Annotated in this window: 16 protein-coding genes; 10 read left to right on the top strand and 6 right to left on the bottom strand. The window is 72.8% G+C overall.

The window, feature by feature from the left end; genetic code table 11:
• Positions 1–142 precede the first annotated feature (142 nt).
• The 9 genes from AB0F71_RS21760 to AB0F71_RS21720 all read left to right on the top strand — a co-directional run bounded on the left by AB0F71_RS21760 (position 143) and on the right by AB0F71_RS21720 (position 12,383).
• Entirely contained in the window at positions 143–928 is a 786-nt protein-coding gene (locus AB0F71_RS21760; protein ID WP_360236961.1) for an ABC transporter permease, read from the top strand.
• Between the two features lie 188 nt (positions 929–1,116).
• Positions 1,117–1,929, top strand: a complete 813-nt coding sequence (locus AB0F71_RS21755; RefSeq protein ID WP_360236934.1) for an ABC transporter permease — start codon at positions 1,117–1,119, stop codon at positions 1,927–1,929.
• Positions 1,930–2,357: 428 nt separating this feature from the next.
• Positions 2,358–4,262 (top strand): putative Ig domain-containing protein, encoded by a 1,905-nt coding sequence (locus tag AB0F71_RS21750; protein WP_360236931.1) that lies wholly within the window; start codon positions 2,358–2,360, stop codon positions 4,260–4,262.
• 137 nt (positions 4,263–4,399) lie between these two features.
• Positions 4,400–4,864, top strand: a complete 465-nt coding sequence (locus AB0F71_RS21745) for a hypothetical protein (RefSeq protein WP_360236928.1) — start codon at positions 4,400–4,402, stop codon at positions 4,862–4,864.
• A gap of 138 nt (positions 4,865–5,002) precedes the next feature.
• Positions 5,003–6,121, top strand: a complete 1,119-nt coding sequence (locus AB0F71_RS21740) for a serine hydrolase domain-containing protein (protein ID WP_360236925.1) — start codon at positions 5,003–5,005, stop codon at positions 6,119–6,121.
• Between the two features lie 86 nt (positions 6,122–6,207).
• On the top strand, positions 6,208–6,993 hold the full coding sequence (locus AB0F71_RS21735; protein ID WP_360236922.1) for a MerR family transcriptional regulator: 786 nt from the start codon (positions 6,208–6,210) through the stop codon (positions 6,991–6,993).
• A gap of 198 nt (positions 6,994–7,191) precedes the next feature.
• Entirely contained in the window at positions 7,192–8,139 is a 948-nt protein-coding gene (locus tag AB0F71_RS21730; RefSeq protein WP_360236919.1) for an ABC transporter ATP-binding protein, read from the top strand.
• The gene (locus AB0F71_RS21725; protein ID WP_360236917.1) at positions 8,136–9,509 is read left to right on the top strand and encodes an ABC transporter permease; all 1,374 of its coding nucleotides are present in this window, start codon (positions 8,136–8,138) and stop codon (positions 9,507–9,509) included. Before AB0F71_RS21730 ends, AB0F71_RS21725 begins: the two co-directional genes overlap by 4 nt.
• Positions 9,510–9,620: 111 nt before the next feature.
• Positions 9,621–12,383, top strand: coding sequence for an alkaline phosphatase family protein (locus AB0F71_RS21720; RefSeq protein ID WP_360236914.1), 2,763 nt, complete (start codon positions 9,621–9,623; stop codon positions 12,381–12,383).
• Here the strand turns inward: AB0F71_RS21720 and AB0F71_RS21715 are convergent.
• Both AB0F71_RS21715 and AB0F71_RS21710 read right to left on the bottom strand, forming a co-directional pair.
• Positions 12,353–12,949: a GNAT family N-acetyltransferase gene (locus AB0F71_RS21715; protein WP_360236911.1), complete on the bottom strand. Its 597-nt coding sequence runs from the start codon at positions 12,947–12,949 to the stop codon at positions 12,353–12,355. The genes AB0F71_RS21720 and AB0F71_RS21715 overlap by 31 nt on opposite strands.
• Positions 12,943–13,410: a rhodanese-like domain-containing protein gene (locus tag AB0F71_RS21710; RefSeq protein ID WP_360236908.1), complete on the bottom strand. Its 468-nt coding sequence runs from the start codon at positions 13,408–13,410 to the stop codon at positions 12,943–12,945. The genes AB0F71_RS21715 and AB0F71_RS21710 overlap by 7 nt, the downstream gene beginning before the upstream one ends.
• 174 nt (positions 13,411–13,584) lie before the next feature.
• Here AB0F71_RS21710 and AB0F71_RS21705 point away from each other — a divergent pair, with 174 nt between their 5' ends.
• Complete coding sequence (locus AB0F71_RS21705) at positions 13,585–14,646, top strand: hypothetical protein (RefSeq protein WP_360236905.1); 1,062 nt, start codon at positions 13,585–13,587, stop codon at positions 14,644–14,646.
• A gap of 21 nt (positions 14,647–14,667) precedes the next feature.
• Here AB0F71_RS21705 and AB0F71_RS21700 read toward each other — a convergent pair whose 3' ends face one another.
• The 4 genes from AB0F71_RS21700 to AB0F71_RS21685 all read right to left on the bottom strand — a co-directional run bounded on the left by AB0F71_RS21700 (position 14,668) and on the right by AB0F71_RS21685 (position 19,720).
• Entirely contained in the window at positions 14,668–15,855 is a 1,188-nt protein-coding gene (locus AB0F71_RS21700) for an aminotransferase class V-fold PLP-dependent enzyme (RefSeq protein WP_360236902.1), read from the bottom strand.
• A 13-nt stretch (positions 15,856–15,868) separates the two neighbouring features.
• Complete coding sequence (locus AB0F71_RS21695; protein WP_360236899.1) at positions 15,869–17,197, bottom strand: pyridoxal-phosphate dependent enzyme; 1,329 nt, start codon at positions 17,195–17,197, stop codon at positions 15,869–15,871.
• Complete coding sequence (locus tag AB0F71_RS21690; RefSeq protein WP_360236896.1) at positions 17,194–18,732, bottom strand: Y4yA family PLP-dependent enzyme; 1,539 nt, start codon at positions 18,730–18,732, stop codon at positions 17,194–17,196. Before AB0F71_RS21690 ends, AB0F71_RS21695 begins: the two co-directional genes overlap by 4 nt.
• 208 nt (positions 18,733–18,940) lie before the next feature.
• Positions 18,941–19,720, bottom strand: coding sequence for a class I SAM-dependent methyltransferase (locus AB0F71_RS21685; protein WP_360236893.1), 780 nt, complete (start codon positions 19,718–19,720; stop codon positions 18,941–18,943).
• Positions 19,721–19,796 lie beyond the last annotated feature (76 nt).

Raw genomic sequence — 19,796 nt, 5'->3', positions numbered from 1 at the left:
CACGACCGACCCGACCGGCACGACCGGAACGGCCGCCGCGACCGCCCCGGTACGGCAGCCGCGGCGGGGCGGCGTGCGGCGGGCCGCCGCCGTGCTGCACCGGCACGCCGGGCTGCGGCTGGCACTGCTGCTGTCCGCCCCGATGGCCTGGCTGCTGCTCGCCTACCTGGGCTCGCTGGCCGTCCTGCTGCTGTCGGCCTTCTGGGCGGTCGACGACTTCACCTACGACCTCGTCCGGGTCTGGAACACCGCCAACTTCCACACCGTCCTCACCGAGCCGGTCTACCGGACGGTCGCCCTGCGCACGCTCGGCATCGCCGCCGCCGTCACCGTGATCGACGCCGTGGTGGCCTTCCCGATGGCCTTCTACATGGCCCGGATCGCCCGGCCGCGCACCCGCAAGCTGCTGGTGGTGGCCGTCCTGACGCCGCTGTGGGCCAGCTACCTGGTGAAGGCCTACGCCTGGCGGGTCATCCTCAGCCAGGGCGGCGTGCTGGACCGGCTCGGCGCCCCGTTCGGGCTGTCCAGCCCGGGGTACGGCACCACGGCGGTGGTCCTGGTCCTCGCCTACCTGTGGCTGCCGTACATGATCCTGCCGGTCTTCGCCGGGCTGGAGAACCTGCCCGGAAACCTGCTCGACGCCTCCGCCGACCTGGGCGCCTCCGCCTGGCGGACCTTCCGCTCGGTCGTCCTCCCGCTGGTCCTGCCCTCGGTGTTCGCCGGGTCGGTGTTCACCTTCTCGCTCAGCCTGGGCGACTACATCACCGTACGGATCGTCGGCGGCAAGACCCAGGTGCTGGGCACCGCGATCGCCGACAACGTGACGCTCAACCTGCCGCTGGCCGCCGCGCTGTCCTGCGTCCCGGTGGTGATGATTGTCGGCTACCTGCTCGCCGTGCGCCGCACCGGCGCCCTGGACTCCTTCTAGGGCGTGTCTGACAATTCCCGCCGGGCGCGCGACGCCGGGGCACGCACCTCGCCGCGTTGTCGTCAGTCGCCGATGCTCCGCATGGACTCCCTCCTCCGCCTTGCGATGCACGCACCCCAACGCCGCACGCTGATCCGACGCGAATTGTCAGACACGCCCTAGGACACCCCCCTCGGAGGCGTACCCCCGTGATCCTCTCCCGCCGCACCCGGATCGCGCTGCGCGCGGCCACCTTCCTCGGCCTCGCCGTCGTCTACCTGCCGCTGCTGCTGGTGCTGGTCAACTCGCTGAACCGGGACCGCTCCTTCGCCTGGCCGCCGACCGGGCTCACCACCGAGTGGTGGGTCCGGGCCTGGCAGTCCGAGGGCGCCCGCAGCGCCCTGGTCTCCTCGCTCCAGGCCGGGGCGGGGGCCACCCTGGTGGCGCTGGTGCTGGGCACCATGACGGCCTTCGCCGTCCAGCGGTACCGGTTCTTCGGCCGCCAGGCGGTGTCCTTCCTGGTGATCCTGCCGATCGCGCTGCCCGGCATCGTCACCGGCATCGCGCTCAACGCCGCCTTTCGCACCGTGCTGGGCCCGGCCGGCATCGGCTTCGGCCTGCTCACCGTGGTGATCGGGCACGCCACCTTCTGCGTGGTGGTGGTGTTCAACAACGTCCTCGCCCGGCTGCGCCGGCTGGCCCCCTCCGCCGAGGAGGCCTCGGCGGACCTCGGCGCCCACACCTTCCAGACCTTCCGGTACGTCACCTTCCCGGCCGTGCGGTCGGCCCTGCTCGCGGGCGGCCTGCTGGCCTTCGCGCTGTCCTTCGACGAGATCGTGGTGACCACCTTCACGGCCGGCCCGGCCGTCCAGACCCTGCCGGTCTGGATCTACGCCAACCTGGCGCGCCCCAACCAGGCCCCGGTGGTGAACGTGGTGGCGGCGGTGCTGGTGCTGCTCTCGGTCGTCCCGGTGTACCTGGCCCAGCGGTTGTCTGCGGACAGCGCCGGCGGGCGGCTGTGACAGGGGCCGTGAGGGACGGCCTTGAGGGGCGGTCCCGAGGGGTGCTCGTGACGGTGGTCGTGACTGCTGGTCCGGAAAAGCTGCAATGTTGAAACGGCGACGTTTCACCGAATGTCGAAACAGTCTTCCGAGCGATATTCAGTGAATGTCGCAGGCCTCGAATTGACTTCCCGACAGGCTCTTCACCTGCCCGAACACCGTTCTTAATGTTTCCTTACCCGCAGCCGTTGACCACCGTTCATCAACTCTGCTTTCCTTCATGCCCAAGCAGCTGGCCCCACCGAGAGACCGTCAATTCCGGCTGTCCGGAAGATAGAACCGGATTCGGCGCCCGGTGGATTCCGCCTGTTGCTCCTTCCCCACAAAGGGATCGTTCGCGGCCCCCAGCCGCAATGGGCGATCGGCAAGCAGAGAGGCACCCTCACCCCATGGGTCACTCCCCCAGAATGCGGCGCGCGAAGAACGCGGCGCTCACCGGCCTGGCGTCCATAGCGCTCGCCGCCGCCGGTCTCGCCGGCGCGGCCGGACCGGCCGCCGCCCAGGACATCTCCAGCTCCTCGGGCAGCGTCAACAACGAGTTCAACCCCTGGAGCCCTCAGAACGGCCACCCGTACCGCCACGGCGCGGTGATGGGCAAGCAGCAGCAGAAGAAGTACAAGGAGTGGATGGCCGCCCACGCCCAGGCCGCGGCCACCGGCCAGGAGACGCTCTCCTACGGCGGCGGTGTCGACGGCATCGGCGTGCAGAGCGGTCACTCCAAGGTCTACCTGGTCTTCTACGGCAGCCAGTGGGGCACCCAGACCACCGACGCCAACGGCAACGCCAAGTTCTCCGGCGACTCGGCCGGCGCGGCAGGTGCCACCCAGCAGATGTTCAAGGGCATCGGCACCAACGGCGAGACCTGGTCGGCCGACCTGACCCAGTGGTGCGACGGCCCCAACGTCGCCACCGGTGCGGTCAGCTGCCCGTCGAACGCCAACTTCATCCCGTACCAGAGCGGCGGCGTGCTCTCCGGTGTCTGGTACGACAACGCGGCCCCCTCGCCCGCCTCGGCCACCGGCAACCAGCTGGCGCAGGAGTCCGTCAAGGCCGCCGGCCACTTCGGCAACACCACGGCCGCCTCCAACCGTGACGCGTACTACATCATCCTGTCGCCGCACGGCACCAACCCGGACGACTACCAGAACCCCACCACCGGGTACTGCGCCTGGCACGACTGGAACGGTGACACCACCCTCACCGGCGGTGCGGCCAGCTCGCCCTACGGCGACATCGCCTTCTCCAACCAGCCGTACAACATCGACCAGGGCGCCAGCTGCGGCGTCGGCTTCGTCAACTCGCCCGGCACGCTGGACGGCTTCACGATGACCCTCGGCCACGAGTGGCACGAGATGATGTCCGACCAGAACCCGGCCGGCGGCTGGACCAACCACGTCTCCGGCAGCTCGTACAACGGCCAGGAGAACTCGGACGAGTGCGCCTGGATCCAGCCCGGCTCCACCGGCGGCGCCGCCAACGTCTCCTTCGGCTCCTACGGCACCTTCGCCGAGCAGGCCAGCTGGTCGAACGACACCAACTCCTGCGCCATCACGCACGCCATCCTGAACCACGGCAACACCAACACGGTCACCGTCACCAACCCGGGCAACCAGTCCGGCACCGTCGGCACCGCGGCCAGCCTGCAGATCAGCGCGAGCGACTCCGCCTCCGGTCAGACCCTGACCTACTCGGCCACCGGCCTGCCCGCCGGCCTGTCGATCAACTCCTCGACCGGCCTGATCTCCGGCACCCCGACCGCCGCCGGCACCTCCAGCGTGACGGTCACCGCGACCGACACCACCGGCGCCGCGGGCAGCACCACGTTCAGCTGGACCGAGTCCGGCGGCTCCGGCGGCGGCAACGCCGTCACCAACGGCGGCTTCGAGACCGGCAGCCTGAGCGGCTGGACCGCCGCCGGCTCCACCTCCGCCACCACGGGCGCGGCGCACAGCGGCAGCTACGGCGCGATGGTCGGCTCCACCAACCCGACCGGGGACTCCTCCGTCACCCAGACCTTCACCGCGCCGACCGGCTCCAGCAAGCTGTCCTTCTGGTACAGCAACACCTGCGACGACACGGTGACCTACGACTGGGCCACCGCCACGTTGAAGGACAACACCACCGGCACGACCACCACGGTCCTCGCCAAGACCTGCACCACCACCGGCAGCTGGACCAACAAGACGGCCACCGTCACCCCGGGCCACTCGTACACGCTCACCCTGAGCAACCACGACGACAACTACCCGGGTGACCCGACCTACACCTACTACGACGACGTGACCGTCTCCTGACGATCGCCTCGGCTCGACGCACCGGGGTGGGCCTCGCGCCCGCCCCGGTGCGGTATTTCCGCATTCGGGGGGGATCCGATCCGGCGTCCCGTGCGTCCAACCGGTACCGCTGCCAACCCCGTCCCGAAGGAACCCCCGTGAAGCTCAACAGACCCGCCGTCCTCGTCCTCGGCTGCGCCGCCGCCCTGCTGGCCCTGACGGGCTGCGGCTCCACCGGCCCCTCCACGGCGGCCTCCGCCCCGGCACCGACGGTCACGGCCGTGACCACACCGGCCGCCGTGACCGTGACCGCCGACGAGAAGGCCAACCACACCACGGTGAAGGTGTCCGTCGGGGCCACCGTCTCGGTCGAACTCCAGGGGACGTACTGGTCCGGCGCCACCAGCTCCGCCCCCGCGGTGGTCGCCCCGACCGGTTCCCCGACCACCGCGCCGTCCCCCTCCTGCCGCCCCGGCGGCGGCTGCGGCACCGTCACCACCTCCTTCACCGCCCGTACGGCGGGGACGGCCCACCTGACCGCCTTCCGCACCGTCTGCGGCGAGGCCCTCAACTGCACACCGAACCAGCGCAGTTACGACGTGACCGTGGAGGTCGCCGGCTGAGCCGCCGGCTGAGTCCGCGGCGCGGCGCGCGGCGCCGCTGTGAGCCGGGTCACGCTTGAGGCCGCCCCTGGGGCAGGGTGGAGATTCGTCGCAGCAGCCGGACAACGGTCCGGGCACGACGAACACCGGGGAGCACCCATGACCACCGTCCAGTCCCACCACACCGACCGATCCGCCGACTCCGGCCAGGGCCAGGACCGACCGGAGCTGCGGCGGGCGATCGAGGAACTGGCCGGCTCCGGCTTCCTCGGCGTCCAGCTGCGGGTGAGCGACGAACAGGGCAGCTGGGCCGGCAGCGCCGGAGCCCGCGAACTGGACAGCGCCGCCGCGCCGCTGACCGACGGGCACTTCCGGATCGGCAGCAGCACCAAGAGCTTCGTCGCCACCACGGTGCTGCTGCTGGTCGCCGAGGGCCGGATCGGCCTGGACACCCCCGCCGACCACTACCTGCCCGAGTTCGGGCTGGACCAGCGGATCACCGTACGGATGCTGCTCCAGCACACCAGCGGCGTGTTCAGCCACACCGGCGAGCTGCTGGCGGACGGCACGGTCGAGCCCGGCGTCCCCTGGCGCGGCAAGGAGTGGGTGGACCTGCGCTTCCACAGCTACCGCCCCGAGGAGCTGGTCCGGCTGGCGCTGTCCCGGGCGCCGCGGTTCGCGCCGGGGGAGGGCTGGAGCTACTCCAACACCAACTACGTGCTGGCCCGGCTGGTGATCGAGCGGGCCACCGGCCGGACGTTCGCCGAGGAGCTGCGGCGGCTGGTCCTGGCCCCGCTGGGGCTGACCGGCACCGTGGCACCGGGCAGCTCGCCCGAGCTCCCCGAGCCGCACCACCACGGCTACTACCGCTACCAGGACGGCGGGCAGGAGCGGACGCTCGACGTCACCCGGCACGACCCCAGCTGGGTCGCGGCGGGCGGCGACATGATCTCGACCACCCAGGACCTCCACACCTACTTCGCCGCCCTGATGAGCGGGCGACTGCTGCCCGCCGGGCTGCTGGCCGAGATGCGCACCCCGGAGGAGCGGGTCGGCTACGGCCTCGGGCTGTTCGCCCAGGACCTCGGCCCGGCCGGCGGCACGATCTACCACCACAACGGCGCCACCATCGGCTCGGCGGCGCTGATGTACGGCTCCGCCGACGGCCGCCGGATCCTGACCGCCGGTCTGAACTACGTGGACGACCCGGAGATGTCCGTCGCGGCGGCCTTCCAGCAGGCCCAGCAGCGGCTGGTCGCCGCGGTGTTCTCCGGCTGACCGAGATCCCTGAGCGGGGCACCGGCCGGGGGCGCCCGGCCGGGGGCGCCTCGCCGACGGAGCCGATCACAGGAGAAGCTTGGCGGATGATGAGCGGAGTCACGATCGGTCAGGCGGCGGCCTTCCTGGGCGTCTCGGTGAAGACGGTGCGGCACTACCACGAGCACGGGCTGGTGGCGGAGCCGCCGCGGGACGGCTCCGGCTACCGGCGGTACGGCTCGGACCAGCTGCTGCGCCTGGTGCAGGTCCGCACGCTGGCCACCGCCGGGGTCCCGCTGGCCGAGATCGGGCCGCTGCTCGACGCCGGGGCGGAGGAGTTCGCCGCCGCCCTGGCCGACGTCGAACGACGGTTGGCCGAGCGGATCGCCGAACTGGAGCAGCGCCGCGCCACACTGCACCGACTGGCCGAGGGCGACCGGGCCCTGCTGCCCGACCGCGCCTGCGCCGTCCTGGACCGGATGGCCGGACTCGGCTTCGGCCCGGACTACGTGGCCGGGCAGCGCGAGGCGCTGGTGCTCGCCCGGGTGCTGGTGCCCGGCGGCTTCGACGCCTTCCTCGCCCAGCTCGAACGGCAGCTGGACGACCCCGGGTTCGTCGACCTGGCCCAGCAGGCCTGGGAGGCCGAGGGCTGGGAACCGGACGATCCTCGGCTGGAGGAACTCGCCGACGCCATGGCCGAGCGCTACCTCGCCAATCCCGCGCTGCTGGCGGACCAGGCCGGTCTGGAGGCCTGGAGCAGGGCCGCCACCCAGTACCGGCTGATCGACCGGCACCGCGAGGGCGAGCTGCGGAACTCGGCCCGGCTGACGGCGCTGACCGAGGCCAGGTTGCGCGCCGCCGGGGCGCCGGTGCCCCGACTGCCCCGGCGGTGAGGCCCCGGCTGCCCCAGCGGTGAGTCCTCGGCGGTGAGACTCCGGCGGTGAGGCCCCGGCGCGACGCGATGCTCGCCAGGGCGAGGGCCGACGGCCCCGCCACGGCGCCGACCCGCTGTTCCCCCGGAGTTCAACCGCGTGCTCCTGACGCCGCCCCGCCAACCCCCTACCTTCCCTGGGGGACTGCGAGAAGGAGCCATGGAAGACACGCAACCTGCTGTACGGGCACGGGGATTGACGAAGTGCTTCGGTGACGTCGTGGCGCTCGACGGGGTCGGTCTTGAGCTGCTCCCCGGGCGGATCCACGGGCTCGCCGGGCCGAACGGAGCGGGGAAGACCACCCTGCTCGGGCTGCTGCTCGGGCTGGCCGTCGCCGACGGCGGCGAGCTGGAGGTGCTGGGCAGACCGGTCGGCCGGGCGCTCGCGGCACCCGACGGCGTGGCCGGGTTCGTCGACGGCCCCGGCCTCTACCCCTCGCTGACCGCGCGGCGCAACCTCGCCGCGCTGGCGGCCCTGCGCGGGGAGGACGCCGGCGCCGGGCGGATCGACGAGGTGCTGTTCGAGGTCGGGCTGCGGGACGTCGCCGACGACCGGGTGCGCGGCTTCTCCCTGGGCATGCGCCAACGGCTCGGCCTGGCGGCCGCGCTGCTCACCCGGCCGCGGCTGCTGGTGCTCGACGAGCCCTCCAACGGCCTGGACCCGGCGGGCAAGCAGCACGTCCACGGGGCGCTGCGCCGGCTCGCCGAGGACGGCGTCACCGTCGTGCTGTCCAGCCACCGGATGGACGACCTGGAGTCGCTCTGCTCCGAGGTGACGATCCTCGCCACCGGGCGGGTCCGGTTCTCCGGCCCGCTGGGCGAGTTGGCCGCCGAGACCCGCGCGCTGGAGCACCGGCTGCTCACCTCCGACCTGCGCGCCGCGCGGCGGGTGGCCGTCGGGACGGCCGGGGTGGCGGTGCTGGACGGGGCCGGGGCGTGGCGCGGTACGGAGGCGCTGGTGGTGCGTGCCAGCGGCCCGGCCGTCGAGCGGCTGGTGGACGGGCTGGTGCAGGAGGGCGTACGGGTGCGCGAGGTCGCGCCCGTGGTGTCGCCGCTGGAGGCCGCGTACCTCGCCCTGACCGAGGAGCAGCAGGAGGACGGGCGATGAGCACGGTCACGGCGGGGAAGGCGGCGGCCGGTGCGGCCGCAGGCGCCGGAGCGCGCCGGGTGCCGGTGGGCCGGGTGTACCGCTTCGAGCTGGTGAAGCTGGTCTCGCAGTGGCGGATCCGCCTGCTGGTGCTGGCCTGTTGGGCGCTGCCCGGGCTGTTCGTGGCCGCCGTCGCCCAGCAGGGCACGCTGCCCTCCGACACCCTGTTCGGCCGCTGGATGCACGCCACGGGCTGGGCCGGCCCGCTGGTGCTGCTGGGCTTCGCGGGCTCCTGGGCGCTGCCGCTGCTGACCTCGGTGGTCGCGGGCGACGTGTTCGCCGCCGAGGACCGGCTCGGCACCTGGCGGCACCTGCTGGTGGCGGTCCGTTCGCCGCACCGGATCTTCCTCGCCAAGACCCTGGCGAGCTCCACCGTGATCGTTCTGCTGGTGGCCGGACTGGTGGCCTCCAGCACGGTGGGCGGGCTCGCGGCGGTCGGCGACCGGCCGCTGGTCGGCGTCGACGGGCACCTGCTGGCACCGTCCGACGCGGCCGTGGGCGTCCTGCTGGCCTGGACCGCCGCGCTGGCGCCGACGATGGCGCTGGCCTCGCTCGGCCTGCTCGGCTCGGTCGTGCTGGGCCGCTCCCCGATGGGCCTGCTCGTCCCCGCCCTGTCCGCGGTCGCGATGCAGCTCGCCCAGACGCTGCCGCTGCCGGCGCCGCTGCGACTGGCCCTGCCCGGGTACGCCTTCGTCTCCTGGAACGGGCTGTTCGCCGAGCCGAACCGGCTGCCGGAGCTGCTGATCGCGGTCGCGGTCAGCCTGGTCTGGGCCGTGGTGGCGACGGCCGCGGCCCACCGGCTGCTCGTCCGGCGGGACTTCACCAACGGCAGCGAGGACGGCGAGAAGCGCCGCGCGCTCACCCACGGGGTGCTGCCGCTGGCCGCGCTGCTCGCGCTGACCACCGGGGCGGTCGCGGTGGCCGCGCCCTCGACCGGCTCGGGGATCAGCCGGGCGAAGGTGCAGCGGACGGTCTCCACCGTGTTCGCCCACCTGTACCGGCTGCAGACCGAGCAGCTGCACCGCCCCGCCGTCACCGAGGCCGACCTGCGGGTGGCCGCGGACTGCAACCGGGGCGACGGCCAGGTCGAGCCGGAGGGCCCCGGCAACGACTGGCGCTGCGTGGTCACCTGGCACCTGCCCGGCACCGAGGCCCCCGGCACCGCGATCTACCAGCTGGACGTCGCCTCGGACGGCCGGGTGATGGCCGACGGTGACGGGCCGAAGGAGGTCAACGGCTACTTCCTGGTCCACACCGGCACCGGGGACGCGCCGAACCCGCTGTGGCAGTTCGACGGCCAGATCGACCTGCTCGACTCCTCGACGGACTGAGCGCCCCGCCCGTACCGCCCCGCCCCGCCCGTACCACCCCGCAGCACCCGCAGCACCCCGCAGCGAAGACACCGGAATCAACGCAGCGCACTCACACGAAGGGCTGACGCCATGCAGGTAACGCGTCGTCGACGAGTCCAGCGGGAGCACCCCGTGCTCCTCGGCCGCCGGGCAGCACGCCGGACAGGCCGCCGGGCCACCCTGGCCACGGCGTGCATCACGGCGGTGGCCGTGGCCACCGGCACCGCTTTCGCGACCACCCACCAGTTCGGCACCGACCAGGTCGGCCAGGTCACCGCCGACGGCCAGGTGATATCCAGCGACCAGTACATCGCCCCGTACGGCGACCGCCTGGTCATCAACAACGGCAAGCTGATGGGCTCCCGGGTCAGCCCGGACGGCACCCACCTGGCCGCCTCGCTGGCCGACGGCGACGCCTCGCTGGTCGTGGTCGACCTCAGGACCGGCAAGGTGCAGCAGCGCGCCGGCAAGGCCAAGACCGCCGACCCGCACATGGCCGACGGCTCGGTCGGCCAGGAGGCCCCGGTCTACTCACCGGACGGCAAGCAGCTGTGGCTCGGCCAGCTGGACGGCTACACCAGGTTCACCGTGCAGGCCGACGGCTCGCTGGCCGACCCGGTGCGGATCGCCATCCCGGCCGACGGCAGCAGGCACGCGCTGGCCTCCGGCGCGGTGTTCTCGGCCGACGCCTCGACGGTGTACGCGGCCGTCAACGGCCAGAACCGGGTGGTCGAGATCAACGCGGCCACCGGCGCGCTCGGGCAGAGCTGGACGACCGGCAATGCACCGCGCGGCATCGTGCAGGTCGGGCGGAAGCTGTATGTCAGCAACGAGGGCGGCCGGGCCGCCACCGCCGACGACGACACGCTGAACTCCTACGGCACCCAGGTGCCGGCTGACCCGGACACCGGCGCCACCACCACGGGCACCGTCAGCGTGATCGACCTGGCGAACCGCTCCGCCGCCGTCGGGTCCATCGAGGTCGGCCTGCACCCGACGGCCGTGTACGCCAAGGGCGGGACGGTCTTCGTCGCGGACACCTCCTCCGACCAGGTGTCCGTGATCGACACGGCGCGGGGCAAGGTGGTGCAGCGCATCTCCACCAAACCCTGGCCGGAGGCCTCGGTGGGCTACGAGCCCACCGCGATCACGCTCACCGACGACGGGCGCCTGCTGGTCACCCTCGGCCGGGCCAACGCGGTGGCCGTCTACCGCTTCACCAGTGCCCAGGAGCCGGTGAGCTACGTCGGCCTGCTGCCCACCGACTACTTCCCGGCGGAGATCACCACCGTCGGCGCCAAGGTGGTCGTCTCCAACACCCGCGGCATCGACGCGCGCCGCCCCAACTCCACCGGCGCCCACAACACCCACGACACCACCTCCAGCCTGACGCAGTTCACCCTGCCGTCCGACCAGGAGATCCGCTCCCGGACGGACCAGGTCTTCCGGCAGAACGGCTGGACCAAGGGCGCCGTCCGGACGGCGGACGGGCACAAGGCGAAGCCCGTCGCCGTGCCGGCCCGGATCGGCGACCCGTCGACGATCAAGCACGTCTTCCTGATCGTCAAGGAGAACCGGACCTACGACCAGGTCTTCGGCGACATCGGCAAGGGCAACGGCGACCCGAAGCTGGCCCAGTTCGGGGCCAACGTCACGCCCAACCAGCAGGCGCTGGCCAAGCAGTTCGGGCTCTACGACAACACCTACGACATCGGCACCAACTCCGCCGAGGGCCACAACTGGCTGATGCAGGCGGACAATCCGGAGTACACCGAGTCCTCGGCCGGGGAGTACGAGCGCAGTTACGACACCGAGGACGACGCCCTCGGCCACCAGCGCACGGGCTTCCTGTGGACCGGCGCCCAGGCGGCCGGCCAGGACGTGCGCGACTTCGGCGAGTTCCACCAGTTCCTCACCAAGCCCGACGGCGCGACCTGGCAGAACCTGTACTGCGACGCCAAGAACATGGACGCGACGGGTGACGACACCGCCTACCCGCTCAACTCCTCCTCGCCGATCCCCTCGCTCAACGACGTGTCGGTGCCCGGCTTCCCGAAGTTCGACACCGACGTCCCGGACGTCTACCGCTACCAGATCTGGAAGCAGGACTTCGAGCAGAACGGCCCGGCGGCCCTCAACATGCTGTGGCTGTCCAGCGACCACACCGGCGGTCCGGCCGCACCGGCCGCCCAGGTCGCCGACAACGACCTCGCGGTCGGGAAGATCGTCCAGGAGATCTCGCACAGCGAGTACTGGAAGGACACCGCGATCTTCGTGGTCGAGGACGACTCCCAGGCCGGCCTCGACCACGTCGACGGCCACCGCGCCCCGATCCAGATCATCAGCCCCTGGGCGCAGCACGGCGCCGTCGACAGCCGCTACTACTCGCAGATCACCATGGTCCGCACCATCGAGCAGATCCTCGGGATCCACCCGATGAACCAGAAGGACAGCGCGGCCAGCCCGATGACCACCGCGTTCACCGACAAGCCGGACCTCACCCCGTTCGACGCGGTGCCCAACCGCACCTCGCTGACCGACGGCCTCAAGACCCCGCCGTCCTGCGGCCTCGACGTGCCCGGTGCCCCGGACGCGAACGCGGCGGCGGCGCCGGTGACCACCGCCCCGCCGGCGGCCGAGCGGCAGGTCGCGGCCCAGTGGGAGGACTGGAAGTCCAAGCAGCAGCTGACCGGCCCGAACGCGGCGCCGGACCGGGCCAACCCGGCCCAGATGAACCACCTGACCTGGTACCAGACGCACAACTGGCGGACCCCGTACCCGGGCGAGGACACGATCCACGCCCCGAACGACGTCCCCGGCGCCTACCTCCCCTCCGCGGAGAACGACGGCTGACACCCCCGGCCGACACCCCCGGCCACGCCCCCGAGCGGCCCCCGGCCCGGCCCCACCGCCGGCCCGGGGCCCGCGCCGGTGGCCTCGGCGTCGAGGACCGCCGCGAGGGAGAACCTGACCTTGGGGCGGCCCACGGCGCCTGCCCGGTGGTAGAAGCGGATGGCGTCGGTGTTCCAGTCGGGCGTCTGCCACTGCAGCTGCGCTGCGCCCAGTTCTGCCGCCGCCTCCCGTACGGCGTCGAGCAGGGCGCGGCCCCACCCTTCGCCCCGGTGTGCCTCGGCGACGAACAGGCAGTCCAGGTGGACGTACTCGGCGGCCTGCCAGGTGGAGAACTCCCTGGAGTAGCTCGCGTAGCCGGTCAACTCGCCGCCGTGGTCGACCACCAGGCAGCACGCCCGCGGCTGCGCGGTGAACAGTGCGGGCTCCAGCCGGGCGGCGAGGTCCGCGGGCACCGGCTCGGCGCGCTCGTAGGCGGCGTGCTCGGCGCACAGGCGGGCGAGCGCGGGCAGGTCGGCCGGGGTGGCCGGGCGGATGGTGCCGCCCGGCCGTGCGGTGGCGCTCAGCATGCGCAGGAGATGCCCGAGCGCGGGGCGGTCAGGTCGTCGACGGGGCGGCTCTCGGGGCCGGTGGCGGTGTCGTACCCGAAGCCCTCGCGGACCCAGTACTCGAAGCCGCCGAGCATCTCCTTGACGGGGTAGCCGAGGCGGGCGAAGGCCAGCGCGGCCCGGGTGGCGCCGTTGCAGCCGGGGCCCCAGCAGTAGGTGACCACGGTCTGGGTGGCCGGGTCGATCAACCGCGGTGCGAGCTCGGCGATCCGCGCGGTGGGGATGTGCACGGCGCCGGGTATGCGGCCCTGGTTCCAGGCGACCTCGCTGCGGGTGTCGACCACCACCACGCCGGACACTCCGGAGGCCAGGTCGGCGTGGACGTCGGAGACGTCCGCCTCGAAGGCGAGCCGGGCGGCGTAGTGGGCGGCGGCCTCGGCCGGGGTGGCGGCGGGGACGTTCAGGACGGCGCTGGCGGACATGGGAGGACCTCGGTCTCTGCTGGTCGGGCGGGGTTCGGTGGGCCGTTCCGGGCTTCCCCGGTCGGCGTTGGCTCCATCCTCCGGTCCCGGGGCCCATCCCCACGAGTGGCGTGAACGCCGTAGGTCGTCAAGATCCCGCCAGCGGCCGTCGGCCCGCCACGAGAGGATGGCGGCGTGACGATCACACCCGAGCTGGTGGCCAGCTACCCGATCCCGGACCCGGCCGGTACCCGGACCCTCCTCGACCCCAGCGGCCCCGTCCCCCGGCTGCACGTCCGCAGCACCGAGGCGCTGCGCCTCTACGAACTCGGCGAACGGGCCGAACTCGCGGCCGAGTTCCCGGCCCCGTCCCCCGAGCTGTGGTCGCGGACCTGGCCGGCCCCCGACCTCTCCTTCGCCGTCTTCGGCACCCCGGCCGGGTACGTCGCGGTCGCCCGGGACGGCCGGACGCTCTGGCGGCAGCCGTACGGCACCTGGGAGGTGGACCGCTGGGGGTACGTCGCGTTCACGCCGGCCGGGCCCGGCCGGGAACCCCGCACCTGGCTGCGGCTGCCCTCCGGCCTGCCCGACAGCACCCTGCTGCTCACCCTGGACACCGAGGGGGCGGTGCTGGCCCGGAGCATGCTCCGGTGCGGCGGCTACGAGCGGTTCGTCAGCCTGCTGCTGGACGAGTGCGGCGAGGTCACCGGGGTGAAGGTGTCCGGCGGAGGCGAGGCGGACACCCGCTACCGGGCGGGCTGGGAGTCCGGCGCCGTCGTCCTGGGCGGGCGGATGCCGCAGGACGCGGAGGCCGGCCACCTCCCGGCCGAGCGCGAGTACCTGGGCGCGTCCCCGCGGCAGACCCGCTGCATGAGCGTCGACCGGAGGGGACGGGACGTCAGCTGGCACGAGCTGCCCTCCTACCGGGTCATCGCCTCGCTGCGGCTGAGCGACTTCCCGGCCCCCGGAACCGGCGACTGCTCGGTGCACAACGACCCGTCCATCTCCTCCTGGAGCGGGTTCGTGGACGAGGACACGGCGATGGTGACGCTCCACAACACCTACGACGAGGCTGCGGTGTACGTCTTCGGTGAGGAGCGCTGGCGCGAGCACAGCCACTGGCTCGCCGACCCCGCCACCGGCACCCTGCACGGCCGCGTCGAGTACCCGATGCCCGAGGTCGACGAGGTGGTCCCGCTCGGTGACGGCACCTGGATCACCAGGGACTGGAACACCTACCACCGCTGGCGCCGCTGAGCGCCCCTGCCACGGCCCGGGTTACAGGTCGGGCAGGACGGCCAGCAGCCGGTCGATCTCCTCGGGGGAGTTGTAGGCGTGCAGGCTGACCCGGACCGAGGTGTCGCTCTCGCCGGCGCGGCCCTGGCAGTGGCCGTCGGCGCGGACCATCAGGCCGTGGCTGGCGAGGACGAAGCCGAGGTCGTTGGAGGGGATCGCGCGGTGCCGGAAGGTGACGATGGCCTCGCGGCGCTGCACCGGGGAGTCGGCGGCCAGGCTCTGTTCGCAGCCGAGGACCCGGTAGGCGTCGGAGCCGCGCAGGCCGTCGGTGAGGCGGCTTGCCAGGGCGGTGGTCCAGCGCTGGATGCGGTCGGTGCCGGCGGCGTCGAGCCAGTCCAGGGCGGCCTCCAGGCCGGCGATCCCGCAGGTGTTGGGGGTGCCGCTCCAGCCGCCGGGGCGGAACTCCGGACCGCGGGTGTTGCGGGCCCAGATCGCGCCGGTGCCGGGCAGGGCGAGCGCCTTGTGGCCGGAGAAGACCACGAAGTCGACGTCGAGCCGGCCGACGTCCACCGGCAGGTGGCCGACGCTCTGCGCCGCGTCCAGGCAGATCGGTACGTCGGGGCCGACGGCGGCCCGGATCCGGTGGACGTTCATGTCGGCGCCGTACACGTGGTGGACGTGGGTGGCGGCGACGAACGCCGTCCGCTCGGTGACGAGTCCGGGCAGCGCCCGGTGGTCGTAGTCGTGCGAGGCCGGGTCGTACGGGAGTTCACGGACCCGGACGCGCACGCCGCGTTCGGCGAGCAGCTGCTGCGCCTCCAGCCAGGGCAGGGCGTTGGCCTGGTGGTCGGCGAACGGCACGATGATCTCGTCGCCGTCCCGCAGGTGCCGGGGGAGCCAGTCCCGGGCCACCGTGCGCAGGCCCTCGGTGGTGCCGCTGACGAAGTGCACGCCGGAGGGCTGCCCGGGCGCCGGGTCGCCGAGGAAGGTGGCGACCCGGGTGCGGGTGCGTTCGACCAGCGCGGTGGTGGCGTTGGCCCAGGTGTAGGTGCCGCGCCCGGCGTTGGCGTTGGCGGTGGTGAGGTAGTGGTGGACGGCGTCGAGCACTGCCCGCGGCTTCTGGGCGGTGGCCGCGCTGTCCAGGTAGGCCTGCTCGGGGGCGCCGGTGATGATCGGGAACTGCTCCCGCAACTCCCGGTGCCAGCCTGCCAGTTCGTCGAGAGTGCTCATTCGCGGCCTCCGCTCAGTCCCGGACCAGCGGCGCGCCCGCGTCGCGCCAGCCGATGATGCCGCCCGCCAGACTGCGGGCGTCCTGGTGCCCCATCCGGGTGAGCAGCGCGGCGTACCGGACCGACTTCTCGCCGACCGGACAGGCCAGCAGGACGGGCTGGCGGGTGCCGAACGGCAGGCCGCCGTGCAGGAGTTCGTCGAACAGCTCGTCGACGATGTTGACCGAGCCCTCGATGTGCAGCGCGGCGTAGGCGAAGGGGCCGCGCAGGTCGATCACCAACGGGTGCTCCTCGGCGATCCACTTGCGGGCGGCGTCCACGTCGACGGCCCGGGCGGCGGCCAGTTCGGCCTCGGTCAGGGTGCCCACCGAGTTCGGCCGGGCGGGCCGGTCGAACAGTTCGGGGCGGCGGTCGCGGACGTAGCCGAGGTAGCTCTCGACCCGGTCGCAGACGATGAACACGGCCGTCCGGCGCTCCTCGGTGTCCGCCAACTCGGCGTCCAGGGCGCGGAGGTGGCGCAGCGCGCCGTAGTAGGCGCCGCCGCCGGTCGGGCCGGCCAGCAGGCCGCAGCGGCGGACCAGGGTGAGCATCCCTTCGATGGCCTGCTCGGCGGTCACCGAGGCGATGCTGTCGTAGGTGTCGGGGTCGAACAGGCCGACCTCGTGCACCTCGTCGATGGTGCGGATGCCGGGGATGAAGTCGGACTTGTGGGCGACCAGTCCGAGCACCTCGACCGCCGGGTTGTGGGCGCGCAGCACGGTCGCCACGCCGGTGGAGGAGCCGGCGGTGCCGACGCAGGCGATGAAGACGTCCGGGGCGCGGCCGTCGAGGTCGCGGACGATCTCCGGCCCGGTGCCGGTGAGGTGGGCGTCGAGGTTGAGCGGGTTGAAGTACTGGTCGGTGTGCAGATAGCCGGATCCGGCCGTGGAGAGCATCCGGTGGATGCGGGTGAGCGGGTCGTCGGTGTCGGTGGGGTCGAGACACTCGGCCCGGCCGGGCAGCTCCTCGATCTCGGCGCCGAGCAGCAGCAGGAGGTCCTTGATCTCGGGGACCTTCATCCGGTTGGTGACGCTCTTGAACGGCAGTCCGTGCATGCCGGCGATCAGCGCGAGCGCCTTGGCGGTGTTGCCGCTGGAGAGTTCCACGACGGTGTCGCCGCGGGCGACGGCGGCGGGGAGCGCCTCGCGGGTCATGTTCCAGGCGGCGCGGTCCTTGACCGAGCCGAAGGGGTTGAGCAGTTCGAGCTTGGCGTACAGGTCGATGTTCCGCAGACCGGTCACGGCCGGGTCGATCCGGACCAGCGGGGTGTCGCCGATCGCGTCGGTGATGCTGTCGTACCTCATGCCCGTCCGTCCCCCTGGGGTGTCGCGGCCCCCGTGGCGTCGAGGGGCCAGTACTGCTCGTCGAGGCGCCAGTGCCAGGCGCCGTCCTGCCGGTAGGCGGCGACCTTGCGCGCGACGGGCTGCCGGATCGGTCCGCCGGCGTTGAAGTCCATCAGGTAGCCCGCGGTGTTGGCGAAGGCGAGCAGGTCGCCGGGGGCGGGGAGGCGGGGGAGGTGGACCACCCGACGGGTGATCAGGTCCGCCTCCAGGCAGAGGTTGCCGAGCAGGTGGACGCCCACCGGGCTTGCCGAGCCGTCGGACGGAGCGGGCCCGCCGGAGCGGGGGATCAGCACCGGGTCCATCAGCACCCCGTGGTCCTCCAGCCCGGCGTCCCGGGCGTTCATCTCCAGCCGCACCAGCCGGGGGCCGTCCGGGCCGTCCGGCCCCCGCCGCACCTCCAGGACGCGGGCGAGGGTGGCCCCGCACTGGTCGACCAGCGCCCGGCCGGGTTCGACGGCCAGGTCGTACATGTTCTCCAGCAGCAGGGTGGCCAGCGGCCGGCCGAGGGTGGGCGCGGGGTGGGAGAGCAGCTCGTCCAGGTAGGCCTCGGCGGCCACCGGGCGGTGCGCCGGGTACAGGCCCAGGGCGCCGCGCAGGGTGCCGGACTCGTTGCGCAGCCCGTAACCGTGCCCCTGCCAGGTGAGCGCGGGCCGCCGGCCCAGGACGGCGTCGGTCAGTTCGGTGGTGTACCGCTCCCACTGGGCGGCGTCGGCCAGGTAGTTGACGCCGAAGCCGCCGCCGATGTCGATGGTGCGGGGGTGCAGGCCACGGCGGTGGCAGTCGTCCATGATCCGGATGCAGGCTTCCAGGGCGACGGCCTTCTCGGTGATGCCGGTGGTGTCCAAGTGGTAGGCGACACCGGTGAGTTCGACGGTGTCGCGGTGGCGTTCGAGGGCGTCCAGCAGTTCGTCGAGCTCGTCGGCCGGGACGCCGAAGCGGCTCGGCCGGGTGAGGACGGTGACGCCGGGCGAGCGGAAGCCGGAGAGCCGGGGCATCACGGGCACCCGGGGGAGGGCGTGCTTGCGCACCAGGTCGGCCAGCTCGTCGAGTTCGGCCAGCGAGTCCAGGTGGACGGTGGCGCCGGTACGGGCGGCGAGCCAGAGGAACTCGCGGTTCTTGGGGCCGGTGGCCATGATCCGCCCGGGGGCGCAGCCGGCGCCGAGGGCGTGCTGGAGCTCGCCGAGGGAGGCGACGTCGATCCCGGCGTCGAGTCCGGTCTCCGATCTGGTGCCCGGCCCGGTGTCGGTGGCGGCGAGCCGCCGGACCAGGGCGCTGGAGCGGTTGGCCTTGTGGGCGAAGTAGATCCGCCCGGTGAGGCGGTGCTTGCGGTAGACGGACCGGAAGCGGGCCAGGTTGTCGGCGAGCTGTTCGGGCAGCAGCAGGTTGAGCGGTGACCCGAGCGCGTCGACCAGGGTGTGCAGGAGGTCGGTGGTGTCCAGCAGGGATCGGAGCCGGGGCTCCAGCCGTGGTTCCAGGTACAGCGGTGAGGGCCGCATGGCGTTCAGCTTCCCGTCGGTGGTCCGGGGTGAGGGGCACACGGCACGCCGACGGGCTGACCCGGCCGGTCGACGACCGAGGGAAACGGTAACTGTTTTCAGTTTGAATCAACAGCGATTTCTGTCACGCCATAGCAAAGACTGTGCCAATACGAACGCACTCAATCCGTTTGTGACAACAGGAAGTTGGGTCCGCGGTCAACTCCGGTCAGCGCACCGCCACCAGGACGGAGCTGGCGCCGTACTGCCAGACCGATCCGGCCTGGCGGAAGCCCGCCAGCCGTAGCAGTCCGGCGTGCTGGGCGGCGGACAGGCCGTTGCCGTCGCCCTCGCTGGGCGGCAGCTGCCGCTCGCGGGCCGCCAGCAGTTCGGCGAACTCCGGGATCCGGCGGGCGGCGTCCCACCACTGCGACCAGTCCTCGGCCCCGCCGACGCCCCGGCGCTGGGAGCGGCGCCGGCCGATCGCCAGCGCGAGCTCGGCGAGGGAGGGCTCCTCGGGGATCAGGTGGTCGCCGTTGACCAGGACGGCGCCGGGCCGCAGTGCGCCCGCGAGGTCGCGGTAGATCCCGAGCAGCGCCTCCGGCGGCGGGTAGTGCAGCGCGGTGGAGGAGAGCACGGCGTCCAGCGGACGGTCGAGCCCGAGGTCCTCGATCCAGCCGGGGCGCCCGATCAGGGTCTCCACCCAGCGGGTCACCCGGGGGTGTCCGGCCCGGCCGAGCGCGAGCAGCAGCGGGTCGATGTCGACGGCGACGACCTCGGCGTGCGGCAGCCGTTCGGCGACCCGCGCGGAGAGCGAGCCGGGACCGCTGCCGAGGTCCGCGATCAGCGGCCGGGCGCGGTGGCCGACGACCTGCTCCACCACGTCGACCATGACGGTGAACCGCTCCTCGCGCCCCACCGCGTACCGCTCCTGCTGGCGCTCCCAGCGTTCCAGCCAGGCCCCGGCCAGGCTCGCGTCCACCGGCATCCCGACTCCCGCTGTGTCCATGCGCATTCGCGTTCCCCGTTTCGATGCCAATGTGTGTCATGTCCATACGGATTGGCAATGGAATCGACCGGCACGA

Origin of the sequence: Kitasatospora sp. NPDC028055, assembly GCF_040637885.1 — a bacterium.
In the GTDB taxonomy this organism is placed as follows: domain Bacteria; phylum Actinomycetota; class Actinomycetes; order Streptomycetales; family Streptomycetaceae; genus Kitasatospora.
This window is presented reverse-complemented; position numbering and strand designations above follow the sequence as displayed.